At 36.3% G+C, this 15,415-nt stretch carries 17 protein-coding genes; 13 read left to right on the forward strand and 4 right to left on the reverse strand.

Going from position 1 to position 15,415, the window contains the following annotated elements; genetic code table 11:
• Positions 1–39: 39 nt before the first annotated feature.
• From BM012_RS05155 to BM012_RS05170, 4 genes are all read left to right on the forward strand, one after another.
• Positions 40–897, forward strand: a complete 858-nt coding sequence (locus tag BM012_RS05155) for a GRP family sugar transporter (RefSeq protein ID WP_061803830.1) — start codon at positions 40–42, stop codon at positions 895–897.
• A 15-nt stretch (positions 898–912) separates the two neighbouring features.
• A complete protein-coding gene (locus BM012_RS05160; RefSeq protein WP_061803526.1) occupies positions 913–1,698 on the forward strand; it encodes a glucose-1-dehydrogenase in 786 nt (261 codons plus the stop codon).
• 116 nt (positions 1,699–1,814) lie between these two features.
• On the forward strand, positions 1,815–3,377 hold the full coding sequence (locus tag BM012_RS05165; RefSeq protein WP_061803527.1) for a Ppx/GppA family phosphatase: 1,563 nt from the start codon (positions 1,815–1,817) through the stop codon (positions 3,375–3,377).
• Positions 3,378–3,659: 282 nt separating this feature from the next.
• Positions 3,660–5,789: an RNA degradosome polyphosphate kinase gene (locus BM012_RS05170; RefSeq protein ID WP_061803528.1), complete on the forward strand. Its 2,130-nt coding sequence runs from the start codon at positions 3,660–3,662 to the stop codon at positions 5,787–5,789.
• A gap of 57 nt (positions 5,790–5,846) precedes the next feature.
• Here BM012_RS05170 and BM012_RS05175 read toward each other — a convergent pair whose 3' ends face one another.
• Positions 5,847–6,065: a hypothetical protein gene (locus tag BM012_RS05175; protein WP_061803529.1), complete on the reverse strand. Its 219-nt coding sequence runs from the start codon at positions 6,063–6,065 to the stop codon at positions 5,847–5,849.
• Positions 6,066–6,136: 71 nt separating this feature from the next.
• Entirely contained in the window at positions 6,137–7,000 is an 864-nt protein-coding gene (locus BM012_RS05180) for a metallophosphoesterase (protein WP_061803530.1), read from the reverse strand.
• A 183-nt stretch (positions 7,001–7,183) separates the two neighbouring features.
• On the opposite strand from BM012_RS05180, the gene BM012_RS05185 reads away from it, so the two are divergent.
• Positions 7,184–8,401 (forward strand): EAL domain-containing protein, encoded by a 1,218-nt coding sequence (locus BM012_RS05185; protein ID WP_026009604.1) that lies wholly within the window; start codon positions 7,184–7,186, stop codon positions 8,399–8,401.
• A 76-nt stretch (positions 8,402–8,477) separates the two neighbouring features.
• Here the strand turns inward: BM012_RS05185 and BM012_RS05190 are convergent, their stop codons facing one another.
• Positions 8,478–8,708: a glutaredoxin domain-containing protein gene (locus BM012_RS05190; RefSeq protein WP_061803531.1), complete on the reverse strand. Its 231-nt coding sequence runs from the start codon at positions 8,706–8,708 to the stop codon at positions 8,478–8,480.
• A gap of 145 nt (positions 8,709–8,853) precedes the next feature.
• Between BM012_RS05190 and BM012_RS05195 the strand changes: the two genes are divergently transcribed.
• The 8 genes from BM012_RS05195 to BM012_RS05230 all read left to right on the forward strand — a co-directional run bounded on the left by BM012_RS05195 (position 8,854) and on the right by BM012_RS05230 (position 14,393).
• Positions 8,854–9,096 (forward strand): DUF1797 family protein, encoded by a 243-nt coding sequence (locus tag BM012_RS05195; protein WP_019392977.1) that lies wholly within the window; start codon positions 8,854–8,856, stop codon positions 9,094–9,096.
• A 222-nt stretch (positions 9,097–9,318) separates the two neighbouring features.
• Positions 9,319–9,507 carry an antirepressor AbbA gene (abbA, locus tag BM012_RS05200; protein WP_019392978.1) on the forward strand — a complete coding sequence of 63 codons (189 nt, stop codon included), beginning with the start codon at positions 9,319–9,321 and terminating at the stop codon, positions 9,505–9,507.
• Positions 9,508–9,644: 137 nt separating this feature from the next.
• Positions 9,645–10,517, forward strand: a complete 873-nt coding sequence (locus BM012_RS05205) for a transcriptional regulator CcpC (protein ID WP_061803532.1) — start codon at positions 9,645–9,647, stop codon at positions 10,515–10,517.
• Between the two features lie 128 nt (positions 10,518–10,645).
• A complete protein-coding gene (locus BM012_RS05210) occupies positions 10,646–11,119 on the forward strand; it encodes a flavodoxin (protein WP_061803533.1) in 474 nt (157 codons plus the stop codon).
• Positions 11,109–12,002, forward strand: coding sequence for a WD40/YVTN/BNR-like repeat-containing protein (locus tag BM012_RS05215; RefSeq protein ID WP_061803534.1), 894 nt, complete (start codon positions 11,109–11,111; stop codon positions 12,000–12,002). Before BM012_RS05210 ends, BM012_RS05215 begins: the two co-directional genes overlap by 11 nt.
• A 123-nt stretch (positions 12,003–12,125) precedes the next feature.
• Positions 12,126–12,845 carry a 2,3,4,5-tetrahydropyridine-2,6-dicarboxylate N-acetyltransferase gene (dapD, locus tag BM012_RS05220; protein WP_019392982.1) on the forward strand — a complete coding sequence of 240 codons (720 nt, stop codon included), beginning with the start codon at positions 12,126–12,128 and terminating at the stop codon, positions 12,843–12,845.
• 110 nt (positions 12,846–12,955) lie between these two features.
• Positions 12,956–14,083 carry an N-acetyldiaminopimelate deacetylase gene (locus BM012_RS05225; protein WP_061803535.1) on the forward strand — a complete coding sequence of 376 codons (1,128 nt, stop codon included), beginning with the start codon at positions 12,956–12,958 and terminating at the stop codon, positions 14,081–14,083.
• A 61-nt stretch (positions 14,084–14,144) separates the two neighbouring features.
• Positions 14,145–14,393, forward strand: a complete 249-nt coding sequence (locus BM012_RS05230; RefSeq protein WP_061803536.1) for a YkuS family protein — start codon at positions 14,145–14,147, stop codon at positions 14,391–14,393.
• Positions 14,394–14,437: 44 nt separating this feature from the next.
• On the opposite strand, the gene BM012_RS05235 is transcribed toward BM012_RS05230, so the two are convergent.
• Entirely contained in the window at positions 14,438–15,295 is an 858-nt protein-coding gene (locus BM012_RS05235) for a mechanosensitive ion channel family protein (protein WP_061803537.1), read from the reverse strand.
• Positions 15,296–15,415 lie beyond the last annotated feature (120 nt).

Consider the following 15,415-nt stretch of genomic DNA (forward strand, 5'->3'; position numbering starts at 1 on the left):
TTGATTTTTAAAACCTTAAGAAAAGAAGGTGAACTTATGTTGGATATTCTTGTTGCTCTTATACCTGCTATTACGTGGGGAAGCCTTGTTTTCCTAAGTGAAAAGTTAGGAGGAGGACCTTATAGTCAGGTCCTCGGGACAACAATAGGCGCCCTTTTATTTTCTATTGTCGTTTATTTTTTCACTACTCCAGAATTTACATCGCTTATTTTTATTATTGGCTTTATTTCAGGAGTTTTTTGGTCGATTGGACAGATGAATCAGTTCCGTTCAATTGAATATCTCGGTGTATCTAAAACAGTTCCACTTTCAACAGGAATGCAGCTTGTTGGAACATCATTGTTTGGTGTACTTGTTTTTGGGGAATGGGATACAGGGAAAAAGTTAACAATAGGGATCATTGCCCTCGTTGCGATTATCATTGGAGCCATTTGTAATTCCTATGATAAATCAGAAAATGGTGGTGAAGGAAACGGGAAGTCTAATTTCACAAAAGGCCTGCTTATTCTCCTTCTTTCAACAGTGGGATATGTCGCATATGTTGTTATTATCCGGTGGTTTGAAATTGACGGGTGGACAGCTATCCTACCTCAGTCAATAGGAATGGTTGTAGGAGCTTTCATTATGTCTCTTAAACATAAACCCTATAATAAGTACACATTGCGAAATATTTTCACAGGAATATGGTGGAGTACGGGAAACCTTGCATTACTATTGTCTATTCCACTTGTTGGTGTAGCAACAAGTTTCTCTTTATCGCAAACAGGAATTATTATTTCTACCTTAGGAGGAATATTCTTCCTTGGTGAGAAAAAAACTAAAACGCAAATGGTATTTGTTATTATTGGTTCCATTTTAATTATCGTTGGCGGAGTTATGCTAGGATTTACGAAATAGAAGGAGGACATCATGATGTACAATGACTTAAAAGGAAAAGTAGCCGTTGTAACAGGAAGTAGTTCAGGTCTTGGACGAGCTATTGCTATTCGTTTTGGACAAGAAGGAATGAAAGTGGTTGTAAATGGACCAAATGATGAAAAGGTTTTAGCAGAAGTTGTAGAAGAAGTCAAAAAAGCAGGCGGAGAAGCAACAGGTGTTGTAGCAGATATTTCTAAAGAAGAAGATGTGAAAAAGCTGATCGATACGGCAATATCTGAATTTGGAACACTCGACGTTATGATGAACAATGCTGGGGTGCAAAAAGAAATTGCATCACATGAGATGTCGCTTGAAGATTGGAACAAAGTTATTTCAGTAAACTTAACTGGAACATTTATGTGCTCTCGCAATGCTATTGATTATATGGTTAAAAACGATAAAAAAGGAACTGTTATTAATATGTCAAGCGTTCATGATACAATTCCTTGGCCACATTTTGTGCATTATGCATCAAGCAAAGGCGGAATTCGTATGATGACGGAAACGCTGGCACTTGAATATGCACCAAAAGGAATTCGTGTAAATGCTATTGGTCCAGGAGCTATTAATACGCCAATCAATGCTGAGAAATTCTCAGATCCAGAAGCGAAAAAAGGAGTACTTGAGCTTATTCCAATGGGATATGTAGCAGAATCAGAAGAAGTAGCCTCAATTGCCGCTTTTCTTGCTTCAGAAGAAGCGAAGTATGTAACAGGAGTAACTGTGCACGTAGATGGAGGCATGACACTTTATCCAGGTTTCCAAGCTGGTAAAGGATAATATAGTTGTCTCCTCTGAAAACTTCAGCTAAAATGGACATAAATAAAAAAGAAACTTCCATATTTGGAAGTTTCTTTTCAATTGAACGATTTAGCGAGGGAAGATAAAGAAAACAAATGGTAAAGGGTGTAGAAGAAACGTTGAAAACAAAATATGGAATGATTGATATTGGATCAAACACAATGAGATTAGTCATTTATGAGCACAATCAAGGCTTAAGATTTAAAGAAATTGAAAATATAAAAATAGTAGCTCGGTTACGAAATTATCTCAATAAAGAAAACGTGTTAACAGAAGAGGGCATTTCTGTTTTGTTAAATACATTGCAGAGCTTTGAATCAATTACAAAACATCATGAGTTAAACCATGTAAAATGTGTAGCAACAGCAACTGTTCGCCAAGCAAAGAATGTTGAAGAAATAAAAAAGAGAGTTGCGCTTGAAACGGACTTTCATATGAATGTAATTACGGAATTTGAGGAAGCATACTATGGATTTTTAGCTGTTATTAATTCAACTGAAATTACAGAAGGTATTACAATTGATATTGGAGGAGGAAGTACAGAAGTTACGTATTTCCAAAATCGAAAGCTCGTTGAGTTTCATAGTTTTCCGTTTGGAGCTCTTTCCTTAAAGTTAAATTTTGTTCAAGGAGATGTTCCAACTGTTGCTGAGTACGAAGAGATGAAAAATTATCTCTATAGTCAGCTTGAAGAAATTCCATGGCTCCGTTCTCGAGGACTTCCGATAATAGCTATTGGGGGAAGTGCAAGAAATGCTGCACAGCTTCATCAAAGCTTTATAAGTTATCCATTAGGAGGACTTCACCAGTATGAAATGAAGCCTGAGGATATTACGTATGTTAGCCAAAAGATTTGTCCACTTTCCTATGAACAGTTACAAGGAATGGACGGTCTTTCAAAAGATCGAGCAGATACTATTCTTCCAGCAATTGAGGTATTTAGACAAATTTGTGAATATTCAGACGCTCCTTTATTTATGTTGAGTAGAAAAGGGCTGCGTGAAGGGGTATTTTTTGATGAAATTATGAGACCTCTTAATATTGAATCGTTTCCGCATGTTGCCCGTGAAAGTTTCCAAGCCCTTATTTATGACTTTGAAATTGATACAGATCATGCTAAGCAGGTGCTCACGATTGCAATGAGCATGTTAGACTCTTTAAAAGAAGTGCTTCAACTATCATGGGAAGAAGAAGATTGGCTGCTGCTTAAGCGTGGCGCTTACTTATTCCACTTTGGTCAATATATTGATTCTGAATCAAGCAGCCAGCATACATTTAACATTATAGCTAATAGAACGATCGAGGGGATACGTCACCGAGATCGGTTGAAACTTGCTTTTGTTTCATCGTATAAAGGCAAGGGTGTTTTTAGACAATATATGGAGCCTTATGGACGCTGGTTTACAAAGGACGAGCAAAGAAAACTTCGCTTTTTAGGAGCTCTTCTTAAATTCTCTTATAGCTTAAATGCAACAAAACGAAATATTGTTGAAGAGATAAAAGTAAAAGAAGACAACAACAATACAGTTGAGCTTCATATAAGCTGTAGGGATGATTATCGAGCGGAAGAATATCAGGCAGAAAAACAAAAAAAGCATTTAGAGAAAGTAATTAAAAAAAATTTAAAGCTTGAGTTTGTAAACAAAATAGAAGTTTAAATATGTTAAAAAAGCCTCTTTGGATAAAGGGGCTTTTTTGGCAATTGTAAAAGGAGATTGCAGGCCTAAAGCCCTTATTGAAATTTATTGTTATATGCGCTAAAAGAAATACGTTCAGTTAACATTATGTGACAAAAAAGGAATTATCCTTTGAATTTTAAAGAATGTTAACAGAAAATTTACATTAACTTAACAATTAAGTGGTAATTTGAAATAAGATGATAATTCTTTCTACGCTCCTTATACAAAGAGATAGAGAAATAGTAAGGGTGGTAAAAAACTGTGGAACTATTAAGCGCAAATAACAAGGTAGAAGGATTAGGGAATCCTGAGTATTACAACAACCGTGAGTTAAGTTGGCTCGCTTTTAACGAACGGGTATTAGAAGAAGCGATGGATACATATAATCCTCTTTTAGAATCTTTGAAATTTCTTGCTATCTTTAGCTCTAACCTTGATGAGTTTTTTATGGTTCGAGTAGCAGGATTGAAAGATCAAGTGAAAGCAGGTTTCAACAAACCAGAAAATAAAGCAGGACTCACGCCTAAAAAGCAGCTTTCAAAAATTGCTGAGAAGAATCATTCACTAGTAAGTATCCAGTCTGAAACATATAATACGCTCATTCCATTACTAGAAGAAGAAGGAATAAGCTTTATTTCAATGGATCAAGCAACAAAAGAACAGAGAGCTTTTTTAGAAAATCATTTTGATGAGCAAATTTTTCCTGTTTTAACTCCTATGGCTGTTGATGCTTATAGACCTTTTCCAATGCTTCTAAATAAAACGCTAAATCTAGCTATTGTATTAGAGCAAGGAGAAGCAGAGGATGAAGAAATGGTTCTTCCAACAGGAAAACTTGCATTAGTTCAAGTTCCGAGTGTGCTAGATCGTTTTATTGAACTTCCTACACAATCTGAACATAAGCGATTATTTATTTTTTTAGAAGATGTTATATCTTTTTATATTCACAAGCTTTTTACAGGTTTTACAGTTAAGAGTGTTACACAATTTCGAATTACCCGTAATGCCGATATGACTATCCATGAAGAGGGAGCAAGAGATCTTCTACGGGAAATTGAAAAAGAGCTGCGGAAACGAAAGTGGGGAGCTGCTGTTCGATTAGAAGTTAAAGGGGAACAGTATGATCACCATGTTTTAAATTACTTAAAAAAAGAACTTGAAGTCCACAATAAAGATGTTTATAGCATTAATGCACCGCTTGATTTAACATTTTTATTCTCCTTTTATAAAACTTTATCAATGACGCATGATCATTTAATTTATGAAGCACTCATTCCTCAACCTCCTCGTGATTTGTATTATAATGAAAATATTTTTGAAAAAGCATTAGAACGTGATATTTTACTTCATCATCCATACGAATCATTTGAACCTGTAGTCGATTTTGTGAACGATGCAGCAGATGATGACGATGTATTGGCAATTAAGCAAACACTGTATCGTGTCAGCGGCGGCTCGCCAATTATTAAAGCGTTGAAGAGAGCAGCTGAAAAAGGCAAACAGGTTACAGTACTTGTAGAGCTCAAAGCTCGATTTGATGAAGAAAATAATGTGCAATGGGCAAAGGAACTCGAAAAGGCAGGCTGTCATGTAATTTACGGTATGACATATCTTAAAACACATAGTAAAATTACGCTTGTTGTACGTAAAAAAAATCATCGCATTGAACGGTTTGTCCACCTTGGTACAGGCAATTATAATGATGCTACAGCTAAAATGTATACAGATGCAGGTCTTATTACATCGAACCATCGCATTGGGATTGATGCGACTAACTTTTTTAACTATCTAAGCGGTTATACTGAAAAACCGAATTATAATCATCTTTCCGTTGCTCCATTTGACATTCGTAAAGATTTTATTCATTTAATTGAAGAAGAAATTCGTTATCACCATCAGTTCAAAAATGGGCATATTATTGCTAAAATGAACTCTTTAACAGATAAAGTGCTTATTATGAAGTTTTATGAAGCTTCAAATGCAGGTGTAAAAGTAGATTTAATTGTACGAGGGACTTGTTGCCTCCGCCCTGGTATTAAAGGCGTAAGCGAAAACATTACAGTGAGAAGTATTGTGGGGCGTTTCTTGGAGCATACACGCATTTATTATTTTCACCATAACGGAGAGAAAAAGTTTTTCTTATCTTCTGCGGATTTAATGACGAGAAATATGGAAAAACGTGTTGAAATTATGTTTCCAATTTTCAGTGGATATTTGAAACAGCGTATCACCCAATGGATGCAAATTATGATGAGTGATAATGTAAAAGCGCGTGAACAATCATCAGATGGAACGTACCATTATGTAAAAAGAGCTGAAGATGAACCAATTGTAGATAGCCAGCAAACCTTATTTCAGCTTGCCTATAGTGTAGGAGAAGACGAGGAATAGCTAAAAAAGCCGCCAAACAGAAGTTTGGGGGCTTTTTATCTTAAAACAACAAGTTAGTTAACGATAGTAAGGATAACCTCCGTAAAAGCCTCCATAATACGGAGCAGGTGGTCCATAGAAAGGTCCTGGTCCATAGAAAGGTGGTCGATATGCTCCGCCAATTGCGCCAATAGTCAATCCACCTAACAATCCTCCAGCAAGACCGCCTAGAAACGGAGCACCGAAAAAGCGTTCATCTGTCTGATTACGGTAGTAGTGTGGTGGATAATATTGCATAGTGAAATTCCTCCTCATAAACTCTAGTCCTTAGCAGTGTATGACAAGATGAACAATAATGAGCCTGTTCTTTATGGACGTATATGATTTAGTGTAAAGATGGTGAGTTCTGGTGGAGCAAGTAGACGAAAAGGAAGGCGAGTTGTTCCCAAGCCTCGATTTACATAAAGTTTCATTGCTGTATGTTGAACTGTATAAAGACCTTCTACATAATTAGTGCCATATGGAGGAGTAACAATAGGACCTATAAAAGGCAGTTGTATTTGTCCACCATGGGTATGACCCGATAATTGGAGGTTAATTGGATAGCGTGCTACTTCTGGAGCGATATCTGGTTCATGAACAAGGACAATAGAGAAAAAGTCTTGAGAAGCATTCTGGAGCGTTTGAACAAGGTTTGGCTTACCGAGCATCACATCGTCAAGCCCGTAGATTACTAGTGCTTTTTCATCACTCCCTTCAATTCGTACAGAACTGTTTTTTAAAAGCTGAAAATGGCTTTTCCTCATAATTTCTTCGTATAAATTAGTTCCAAACCCTCCGTGATCATGATTACCATAAACAGCAAACTTACCGAGAGGGGCTCTAATTTGTTTTAGAATAGGGGGGATTTCTCCAGATTCTTTGTATTGCTGCGGAGCATCGATTAAATCACCTGTAAAAAAGACAAGATCAGGAGAGAGGGAATTTATTTGTTCAACAAGTCTACGAAGTTTTTTTAGTGTATATGTTGAACTAAGGTGAATGTCGCTAAATTGAACAATTCTTTTTCCACTAAGTTCCTTAGGGATTGTTGTTGAGCTTAGGGTCTTAAAAACCGTGTGCACGTAAAAAGGTTCAATATAGCGAATGTACATATATCCAAAACCACTTACTAAAAATGGTATAAGAGCACCGCTTCCTTTTAAAAATGTTCTTCTCGTTATCTTTTTCATTTTACTAACACACCTTGTTTTTTATTTAGATGTAGGATATTTAAATAAGGATAGAGAAGATAATTGTTTATTTTTATTTTTCATTTTTTTCTTAAAAAATGAAAAATGGTGAGATAATATACTAGCGCAAATATAAAACTCATATTATACTATTTGTTAACATTAAAACTAAAGGAGGTGTTCATAATGGATCCACTTGACATCCTAACAAACATGGACAAAGTTTTCCCTTATTACCAAGCTATATTTAGTGCGGATGAACACCGAGTTGTTGGTTATGAAGCATTAGCACGCTTTGATAACAATGGTGAGGTTGTAAGCTTAGGGTCTTTTTTTTATGACCAAACAATTCCAGAAGAATATCGAAATGAAGTACAAAAATCAATTATTGTGCAAGCGCTGGAAGATGCCGTAGAAAGTGAAGAGCCTTATCTTTTGTTTTTTAACCAAAACCCGAACTTGCTAATGCTTGATCATGGAGAAGAGCTTCTTTCAATTTTAAGAACGTATGAAGAAAAAGGACTCTCTCTTTCTCGTATTGTGATGGAAATTACGGAACATAATTTTGAAGGAGAGATTGATCATCTTCAGCATTTACTTTTATACTATCGTACATATGGTATCAAACTTGCTGTAGATAATATTGGAAAAGAAGGAAGTAACTTAGACCGTATTGGTTTACTTCAGCCAGATATTTTAAAAGTTGATCTACATATGCTTCTAAAAACCTCTGTTCCACAGTCGTACCGCGATGTTTTATATTCTCTTTCAATGCTTGCTCATAAGATAGGAGCAACCCTTCTTTATGAAGATATTGAGTCTTCTTTCCAGCTCCAATATGCATGGCGAAATGGAGGAAGGTATTTTCAAGGGTTTTACTTACATAAACCAGAAAGAAAACGAGTTGAGCAAGGGATTTTAAAAGAAAAATTAAAAAACCAATTTGAAATGTTTATTAATCATGAAAAAAAGAAGTTGCGTTTTCTTCATGAATTAACAAATAAAATTCATCGAAAAGTCGAAGATGTGTTATCTAAGCATAAGCATTACGAAACATATGACGAGCTTTTAGCTTTTATGTGTGAGGAGCTTGATAAAATGTGCTTTCGGATGTACGTTTGCGATGAAAATGGTTTTCAGCTTTCAGGGAACAGATTAAAAAGAGAAGGAGAATGGATTTTTCAGCCTGAATATCTTCATAAAAACTGGAGCTGGCGTCCTTACTTTTTAGAAAATGTAATGAAAATGAGCTTGAATCAGCGCGGAATTCTTTCGGACTTGTACAGCGATATTGAAGTAGGTGAAACCGTCCGTACGTTTTCGTTCCCGCTTGGTCAAGCACAGTATTTGTTTATAGACTTGTCGTATGATTACTTATATGAAAAAGATGCGCTCTTATAAATGTCCCCCCTTTCCTTTTTAGGTAAGGGGATTTTATATTTTATAGTCTTCTGTTTCATAATAAGGGTAATACTGTTTATAATAGAAGCTGTTCAAGTTTTTCAATATTAAAGCCAGTCACAACTTCATCTTCTACAACAACGGTTGGAGTAGAAAAAGAGCCTAACGTATTTATCATGTGTTTTCGCGCTTTCGCATCACGTTTTATATCAAATTCTATAAATGAAATGTTGTGATGTGTTAAAAACTGTTTTACAATGTGACATGGTGGACAATCTTGTTGAGTGTATAATTCTACTTTTTTCATTTTTGTTCCTCCTTAAGGTGATTTTTAATGTGGTACATGTTATCATAGCTTAGCACCGTTATAGGTGGAATGAAAAGAAGAATGACTGTTCGTATTCTGCCAAATGATAATGAATAACAATAAATAAACATAAGGGAGTTTAAAAATGTCACAATTAAAAGCGATTATTAGCCGATTAGAAAGCTTGAAAAACCAAACAGAAACGCTTGAAAAGCCACAGCGCTTTTTTGAAATAAACGGAGAGCGCATCTGTAGCGTTACATATGAAGCAAAAGGGGACCTTTTTGAATTAAAAGTATTCAACAAAGGTGAAAAGCCTAAAACGTATGAGTTCGATAATATTGATATTATCACAATTGAAATCTTTGATTTACTTCAACTTGTATAAGAAATATTTTAAAAAAGCTTTTTGTGAAAAAAAGGTTATATGTTATATTTTTTCATAAAGTTTAAAAAGAGCGAAAACATTTGTTTTGGCTCTTTTTTGTATGCGTCGAAAAATGTAGAAAGAGCTCAGGAAAAGAGGAATGAATTGCCAAGTTGTTATATTGACAGAGCGATATAGACCTTTTAGACTTTTATATATAGGATAAGAGAGGGGGGGAGAGGAATGAAGGCGACAGCTTCGCTTGCAAAGGAAGAAGAGCAGCTTTTACTTCATATATTATTTGAACAAGGATATGCGCTAGAAGTTGTAAGCAGTCATCTTGTGGATATTGAACATGGATTAAAAACAGTAGAAACAAAGCAATATCAAGAAATTGCTTCTTTATATAGCCGTTTACGAGAATTATCATAGCAATACATATAATACAGAATGATAGAGTGAAGAAAGGCAAGCGAATAAGACGTATTCGCTTGCCTTTTTGCTTTTATATGTTCAAACATTATTTGAAAGACTATAATAAATAAAAACAAAAGAAATTGAGGGAAATTATGCAGCTTGTTGAATGTAAAATGCTCGTTGTGTTAGCACAAGAGCTTAATATGCGCAGAGCATCTCAGCGGCTTTTCGTTTCACAGCCGGCGCTCTCACAGCGTTTACAAACAATTGAAAAGGCTTGGGAAACTCAAATTTTTATACGCTCACAAAAAGGACTTGCTCTTACACCAGCAGGAGAAAAAATTATTGAGTTTGCAACTGAGATGGTCGAGAAAGAAGAAAAAGTAAAAGAAGAGCTCGGCTCTTTGCAAACAGAAGTCCATGGAACATTGAAGCTTGCTGTTGCATCCATTATCGGTCAGCACTGGCTTCCAAATGTACTAAAAGAGTTTGTAAGAAAATATCCGCACGTGACAATCTCGCTTGTAACAGGCTGGAGTAGTGAAATGTTGCAATATGTGTATGATGATAGCGTGCACCTTGGTATCATTAGAGGGAACCCTGATTGGAAGGGAGTTAAAGAGTACCTTCTTACAGATCAGCTCTATCTTGTTGATACAGAAATTCAAGAATTCCAAGATGTTTTAAAAACAGAGAAACCTTTTATCCAGTTTAAAAGTGACTCAACGTATTATCAAGAAATTCAAGATTGGTGGCATACTCAATTTCAAACGAGTCCAAAGAGAACAATTGTGGTAGACCAGATTGAAACGTGTAAACAAATGGCTTTACATGGAATTGGGTATGCAATATTACCTTCTGTATCTCTAAAGGAAGAAGATGACTCTATTTATAAGCTTCCACTGTTAGATGAAAAAGGAAAGCCTATCGCGAGAGATACGTGGCTTCTTGGCTATGACTCTTCCTTTAAGTTAAAGCAAGTACAAGCTTTTTTAGAAGTAATATCAGAATATAGAGGTGTATAAGCTTGCCTGAATAATAGGCAAGCTTTTTTTTATAAGAAGAAAGAATAAAGAAATAATGTTGACAATGATAATCATTTTCAATAATATGAACATATGATAATCATTATCAATTACAAGAGGTGATGGAAATGAGCCGTACGCTTATTACATTTGTAAGTATGTCGGGAAATACAGAAGATATCGCAACGATATTAAAAGAAACATTGGAAAGTGAAGGACAAAACGTTTCTTACACATTTATGGATGAGATATCTATTGAAGATATAGAAAACTATGACAATATTTTAATTGGTTCTTATACATGGGGAGATGGAGATTTACCATATGAGGCAGAAGATTTCTACGATGAGCTTGAGAAGGGTACGCTACAAGGTCAGAAAATTGGCTGCTTTGGCTCTGGTGATCGAGACTATCCTCAGTATTGTGAAGCTGTAAATTTATTTGCAGAGCGGGCTTTAGAAGCAGGGGGCGACGTCTTCTCTGAAAAGCTGAAAATCGAGCTTTATCCAGAAACAGATGAGCAGATTTTAGAATGCCAAACATTTGCTAGAAACTTTTTGAAATGGGTAGAGAAAGGAAAAGTGGATTCCCATGTTTCATAAAGGAGCTACCTCTGTTGTATACGATGGAGAAGGGAGTTATTACTTAGCTGTAAAAGGAGAAGGGATTTATCGTTTTTATAACGGTCAGTTTAAAAAAGTGCTAACAATCGGAAATCGTATTTTAAGTTTAAAAAAAGTCGGTGGTAATCTCTTTGGAGTTGGCGACGATGGCACAATGATTAAAGGAACGGATAGTGGAGAAAGGTGGAACCTTGCGCACTTACCAACAAAGGCAAGAGTATGGTCTATTACAGGTAGCGACGAGAACATCGTCGCTACTCATGGTCAGCATACGATCTACCTTTCAGAGAATGCAGGTGCTTCTTGGCGAACGATTAAGCCTTTTGAGAATCTGAAGAACAAGCCAACGATTCGTTCACTCTGTATTACAAGTCATTTTCTATTTATTGGAACTCAGATTCATAGCCTGTACGGTGGAATATGGATGTATAGTTTAAAAACAGGAAGTCTCACACATATTAACAAAGAGGAAAAAGCGATGATTTCGTCTCTTCTTACTTTAAATGATAGCTATTTAGTAGCTGCAAAAGGATCAAGTAAAGGAAGACGGGGAAAAATTGAATATACGCCAATCCTTACAATGGAGAGATGGGTTTTTAAAGAATGTAAGAGCCCTGGAAGAGAGTCTTGCTATTTAGATTTATCAGAACATAATGGCGAAATTTATGCATCATCTACTCAAAATAGACAAGGATTCTCTAACATTTATTCTGTTGATGTTTATAACAGTGCTCTTCATCAGTGTGAAACTGTTAAAGGACACGGATTCCGTGTGGCAAATAGTGAACAAGATTTCATGGTTGCAGGGTTGTATGAAAGCAAATATGTTGGATGCAAAAAAGATATGTTTGTTCTTCATTAAGCAAAGGGAAAGAATGTTAACCTTAACACATTCTAGGTCTAAGAGAAGTGAATAAAGCTTGTCAACTTAGGTCGGATTTGTTACATTAAACAAATACATAAGCATTTTAAGGAGGAACTAAGGATGAAAATGATGGATGCAAATGAAATTATTTCATTTATTCAAAACAGCACAAAATCAACACCTGTGAAAGTTTATGTGAAAGGTGAGCTAGAGTCAATTGACTTTGGTGCTTCAAAAGCTTTCATTACAGGCAATACTGGCGTTGTATTCGGTGAGTGGAAAGATATTAAAACAGTTCTTGAAAGCAATGAAGGAAAAATCGAAGACTACGTATTAGAAAACGATCGCCGCAACTCTGCTATTCCTTTATTAGATCTTAAAGGTGTGAAAGCACGTATTGAGCCAGGCGCAATTATTCGTGACCAAGTTGAAATCGGTGATAATGCCGTTATTATGATGGGGGCTTCTATTAACATCGGTTGTGTAATCGGCGAAGGTACAATGATTGACATGAACGTTGTAATGGGTGGTCGTGCTACGACAGGTAAGAACTGTCACATTGGAGCTGGCGCTGTTTTAGCTGGCGTTATTGAGCCTCCTTCAGCAAAACCTGTTATTGTTGAAGACGACGTTGTAATCGGAGCAAATGCAGTTGTTCTTGAAGGTGTAACAGTTGGTGAAGGTTCTGTTGTTGCAGCAGGAGCTGTTGTTGTTGAAGATGTTCCTCCATTTTCTGTTGTAGCTGGAACTCCAGCACGCGTAATTAAGAAAATTGATGAAAAAACAAAATCAAAAACTGAGATCAAGCAAGAGCTTCGCCAACTTAACGAAGAAAACTAAATAAGAGTTAGAAGAAGCTCATTTTAAGAAGGAAAGCGTGGTATGCTTATTTGCCACGCTTTCCTTTCTGTTTATTTTCATCGCCATTTTATATTAAAGGATGTTGAGACATGAATCAGTTTATAAAAATTCGTCGTGATCTACATAAAATCCCTGAGCTTGGCTTTCAAGAATTTAAAACACAGCGCTACTTACTATCGTATTTACAAACTCTTCCAGGAGAAAGGGTCGAAATCAAACCTTGGAAAACAGGGCTTTTCGTACGTGTTAAAGGATCAGATCCGTCAAAAACGATTGGATACAGAGCAGATATTGATGGTTTACCGATTACAGAAGAAACCAATCTACCATTTTCTTCAGAACATGAAGGAAATATGCATGCGTGCGGACATGACTTTCATATGAGCATTGGTTTGGGGCTTCTTACGTATGTTGTTGAAAATCCAATTGAGGATAATATGGTATTTATTTTTCAACCAGCAGAGGAAGGACCAGGTGGAGCAGAGCCAATGCTAAAGAGCGAAGAAATGCTAGAATGGAAACCAGATATTATTCTTGCTCTTCATATTGCTCCTGAATATCCTGTTGGAACGGTTGCAACTAAACCAGGCCTTTTGTTTGCTAACACGTCAGAGCTTTTTATTGATTTAAAGGGACGCGGTGGACATGCTGCATATCCACATCTTACAAATGATATGGTTGTCGCTTCTTGTTCTTTAGTAACACAGTTGCAGAGCATTGTCGCGCGTAATGTAGACCCACTAGATAGTGCAGTTATTACCATTGGTAAAATTGCAGGTGGCACAGTTCAAAACGTAATTGCAGAAAATGCGCGTATTGAAGGAACAATTCGTACCCTTTCACCAGAAGCAATGCAAAAGGTAAAACACCGAATTGAAGCTATTGTAAAAGGTATAGAAACCGGTTATGAGTGCAAAGCAACAATCGATTACGGAGCGATGTATCATCAAGTATATAATGATGAAAACCTTGCAAAAGAATTTATGGATTTCGTTCAAAAAGATGAAGAAATGTCCCTTGTTCACTGCAAGGAAGCAATGACAGGAGAAGATTTTGGTTACATGTTAAAAGAAATTCCTGGAGTTATGTTTTGGCTTGGTGTTGACTCAGAAAACGGCCTTCATCATTCAAAGCTTCTGCCAAATGAGGAGGCAATTGAGAAAGCCATTTCCCTTCTATCCCGCTACGTAACTTATAAAGGAAAGAGAAAAAACTAAAATATTGGAATAACTTTCCCCTCTTAAGGAAATAGTACGTGTATGTAGGAGGTGGAAAGTGATGGCAAGAATTGGTGTTGAAAATGGCTTAACAGATGTGGCAGAAGCCCTAAGACAGCAAGGACATGAAGTTGTAGAGCTTCATAATGAAAATGATGCAAACAGCTGTGACTGCTGTGTTGTCACAGGAAGCGAATCAAACGTGATGGGAATTATGGATACAACAACGAAAAATCCAATCCTTACGGCAGCAGGATATACAGCTGAAGAGCTTTGTCAGCAAGTAAGCCACCATATTAATCAACAATAATCATCAAACAAAAAAAGACGTCTTGAAGACGTCTTTTTTGTTAATTAAGAGGAAGATGTTTCTGTTCCTTCTTGATTTTTGTGAATGTAAACTTGGTGTGGAAAAGGAATTTCAATATTATTTTCGTCAAACGCCTCTTTAATTTCTTTACGAAGCTGACGTTCAACCCCCCATTGTTCCATATTTTCTGTTTTAGCGATAACGCGTAGCACTACATCAGAAGCTCCTAAACCTTGAACTCCTATAACATTAGGACCTTCAACAACAAGGGGGTTAGAAGTGGCTACACGGTCACATACAGCTTGCATAATTTCCATCGCATGATCAATGTTATCATCATAAGAAATTCCGATATCAACCAGCGCACGCATATTTCCTCGAGAATGATTGCTAACGCTTGTAATTTCACGGTTTGGCACATAGTTTAGCGTACCGTCAAAGCTTCTAATTTGTGTTGTACGAAGTCCAACAGATTCAACAATTCCATCAAAGCTTCCAACTGTTACATAATCATTTACATCAATTTGTTTTTCTAACAGTAAAAAGAAACCAGTTACAACGTCACTGACAAGTCCCTGGGCTCCAAATCCAATGGCAAGTCCCACAACACCTGCTCCAGCGATTAAGCTTGCAATTGGTAAACCAAAAATACCAAATAGTGTGGCAACAAGCATAAATATTAAAACATAGGAAAAAATATTTTCGGCTAGCTTATGTAAAGTTAAGGATCTGCCTTCTGAAATATTTCTACGCTTTGCAACTTCTTGAAAAGCTTTGTTCATAACGCGACTACCGATAGCTCTTACGATATAAAAGGTAATAAATAGCCCAATAACCTTAAGTGCAATGAGTCCTGCATCAACTAAAAGTCCTTCCCAATCAAACTGATTTACATCAAACAATAAAATCATCCTTTCTCGTCCAAACAGTAAGGAACACAGCATTTACTTCTTAACCTTTTCCCTCATTTGTCCATGATAAACTACAAAGTAGAATTGTCAACGAAAGTTTCATGCATAATA

It is taken from the genome of Priestia endophytica DSM 13796 (genome assembly GCF_900115845.1).
Classification (GTDB): Bacteria; Bacillota; Bacilli; order Bacillales; family Bacillaceae_H; genus Bacillus_I; species Bacillus_I endophytica.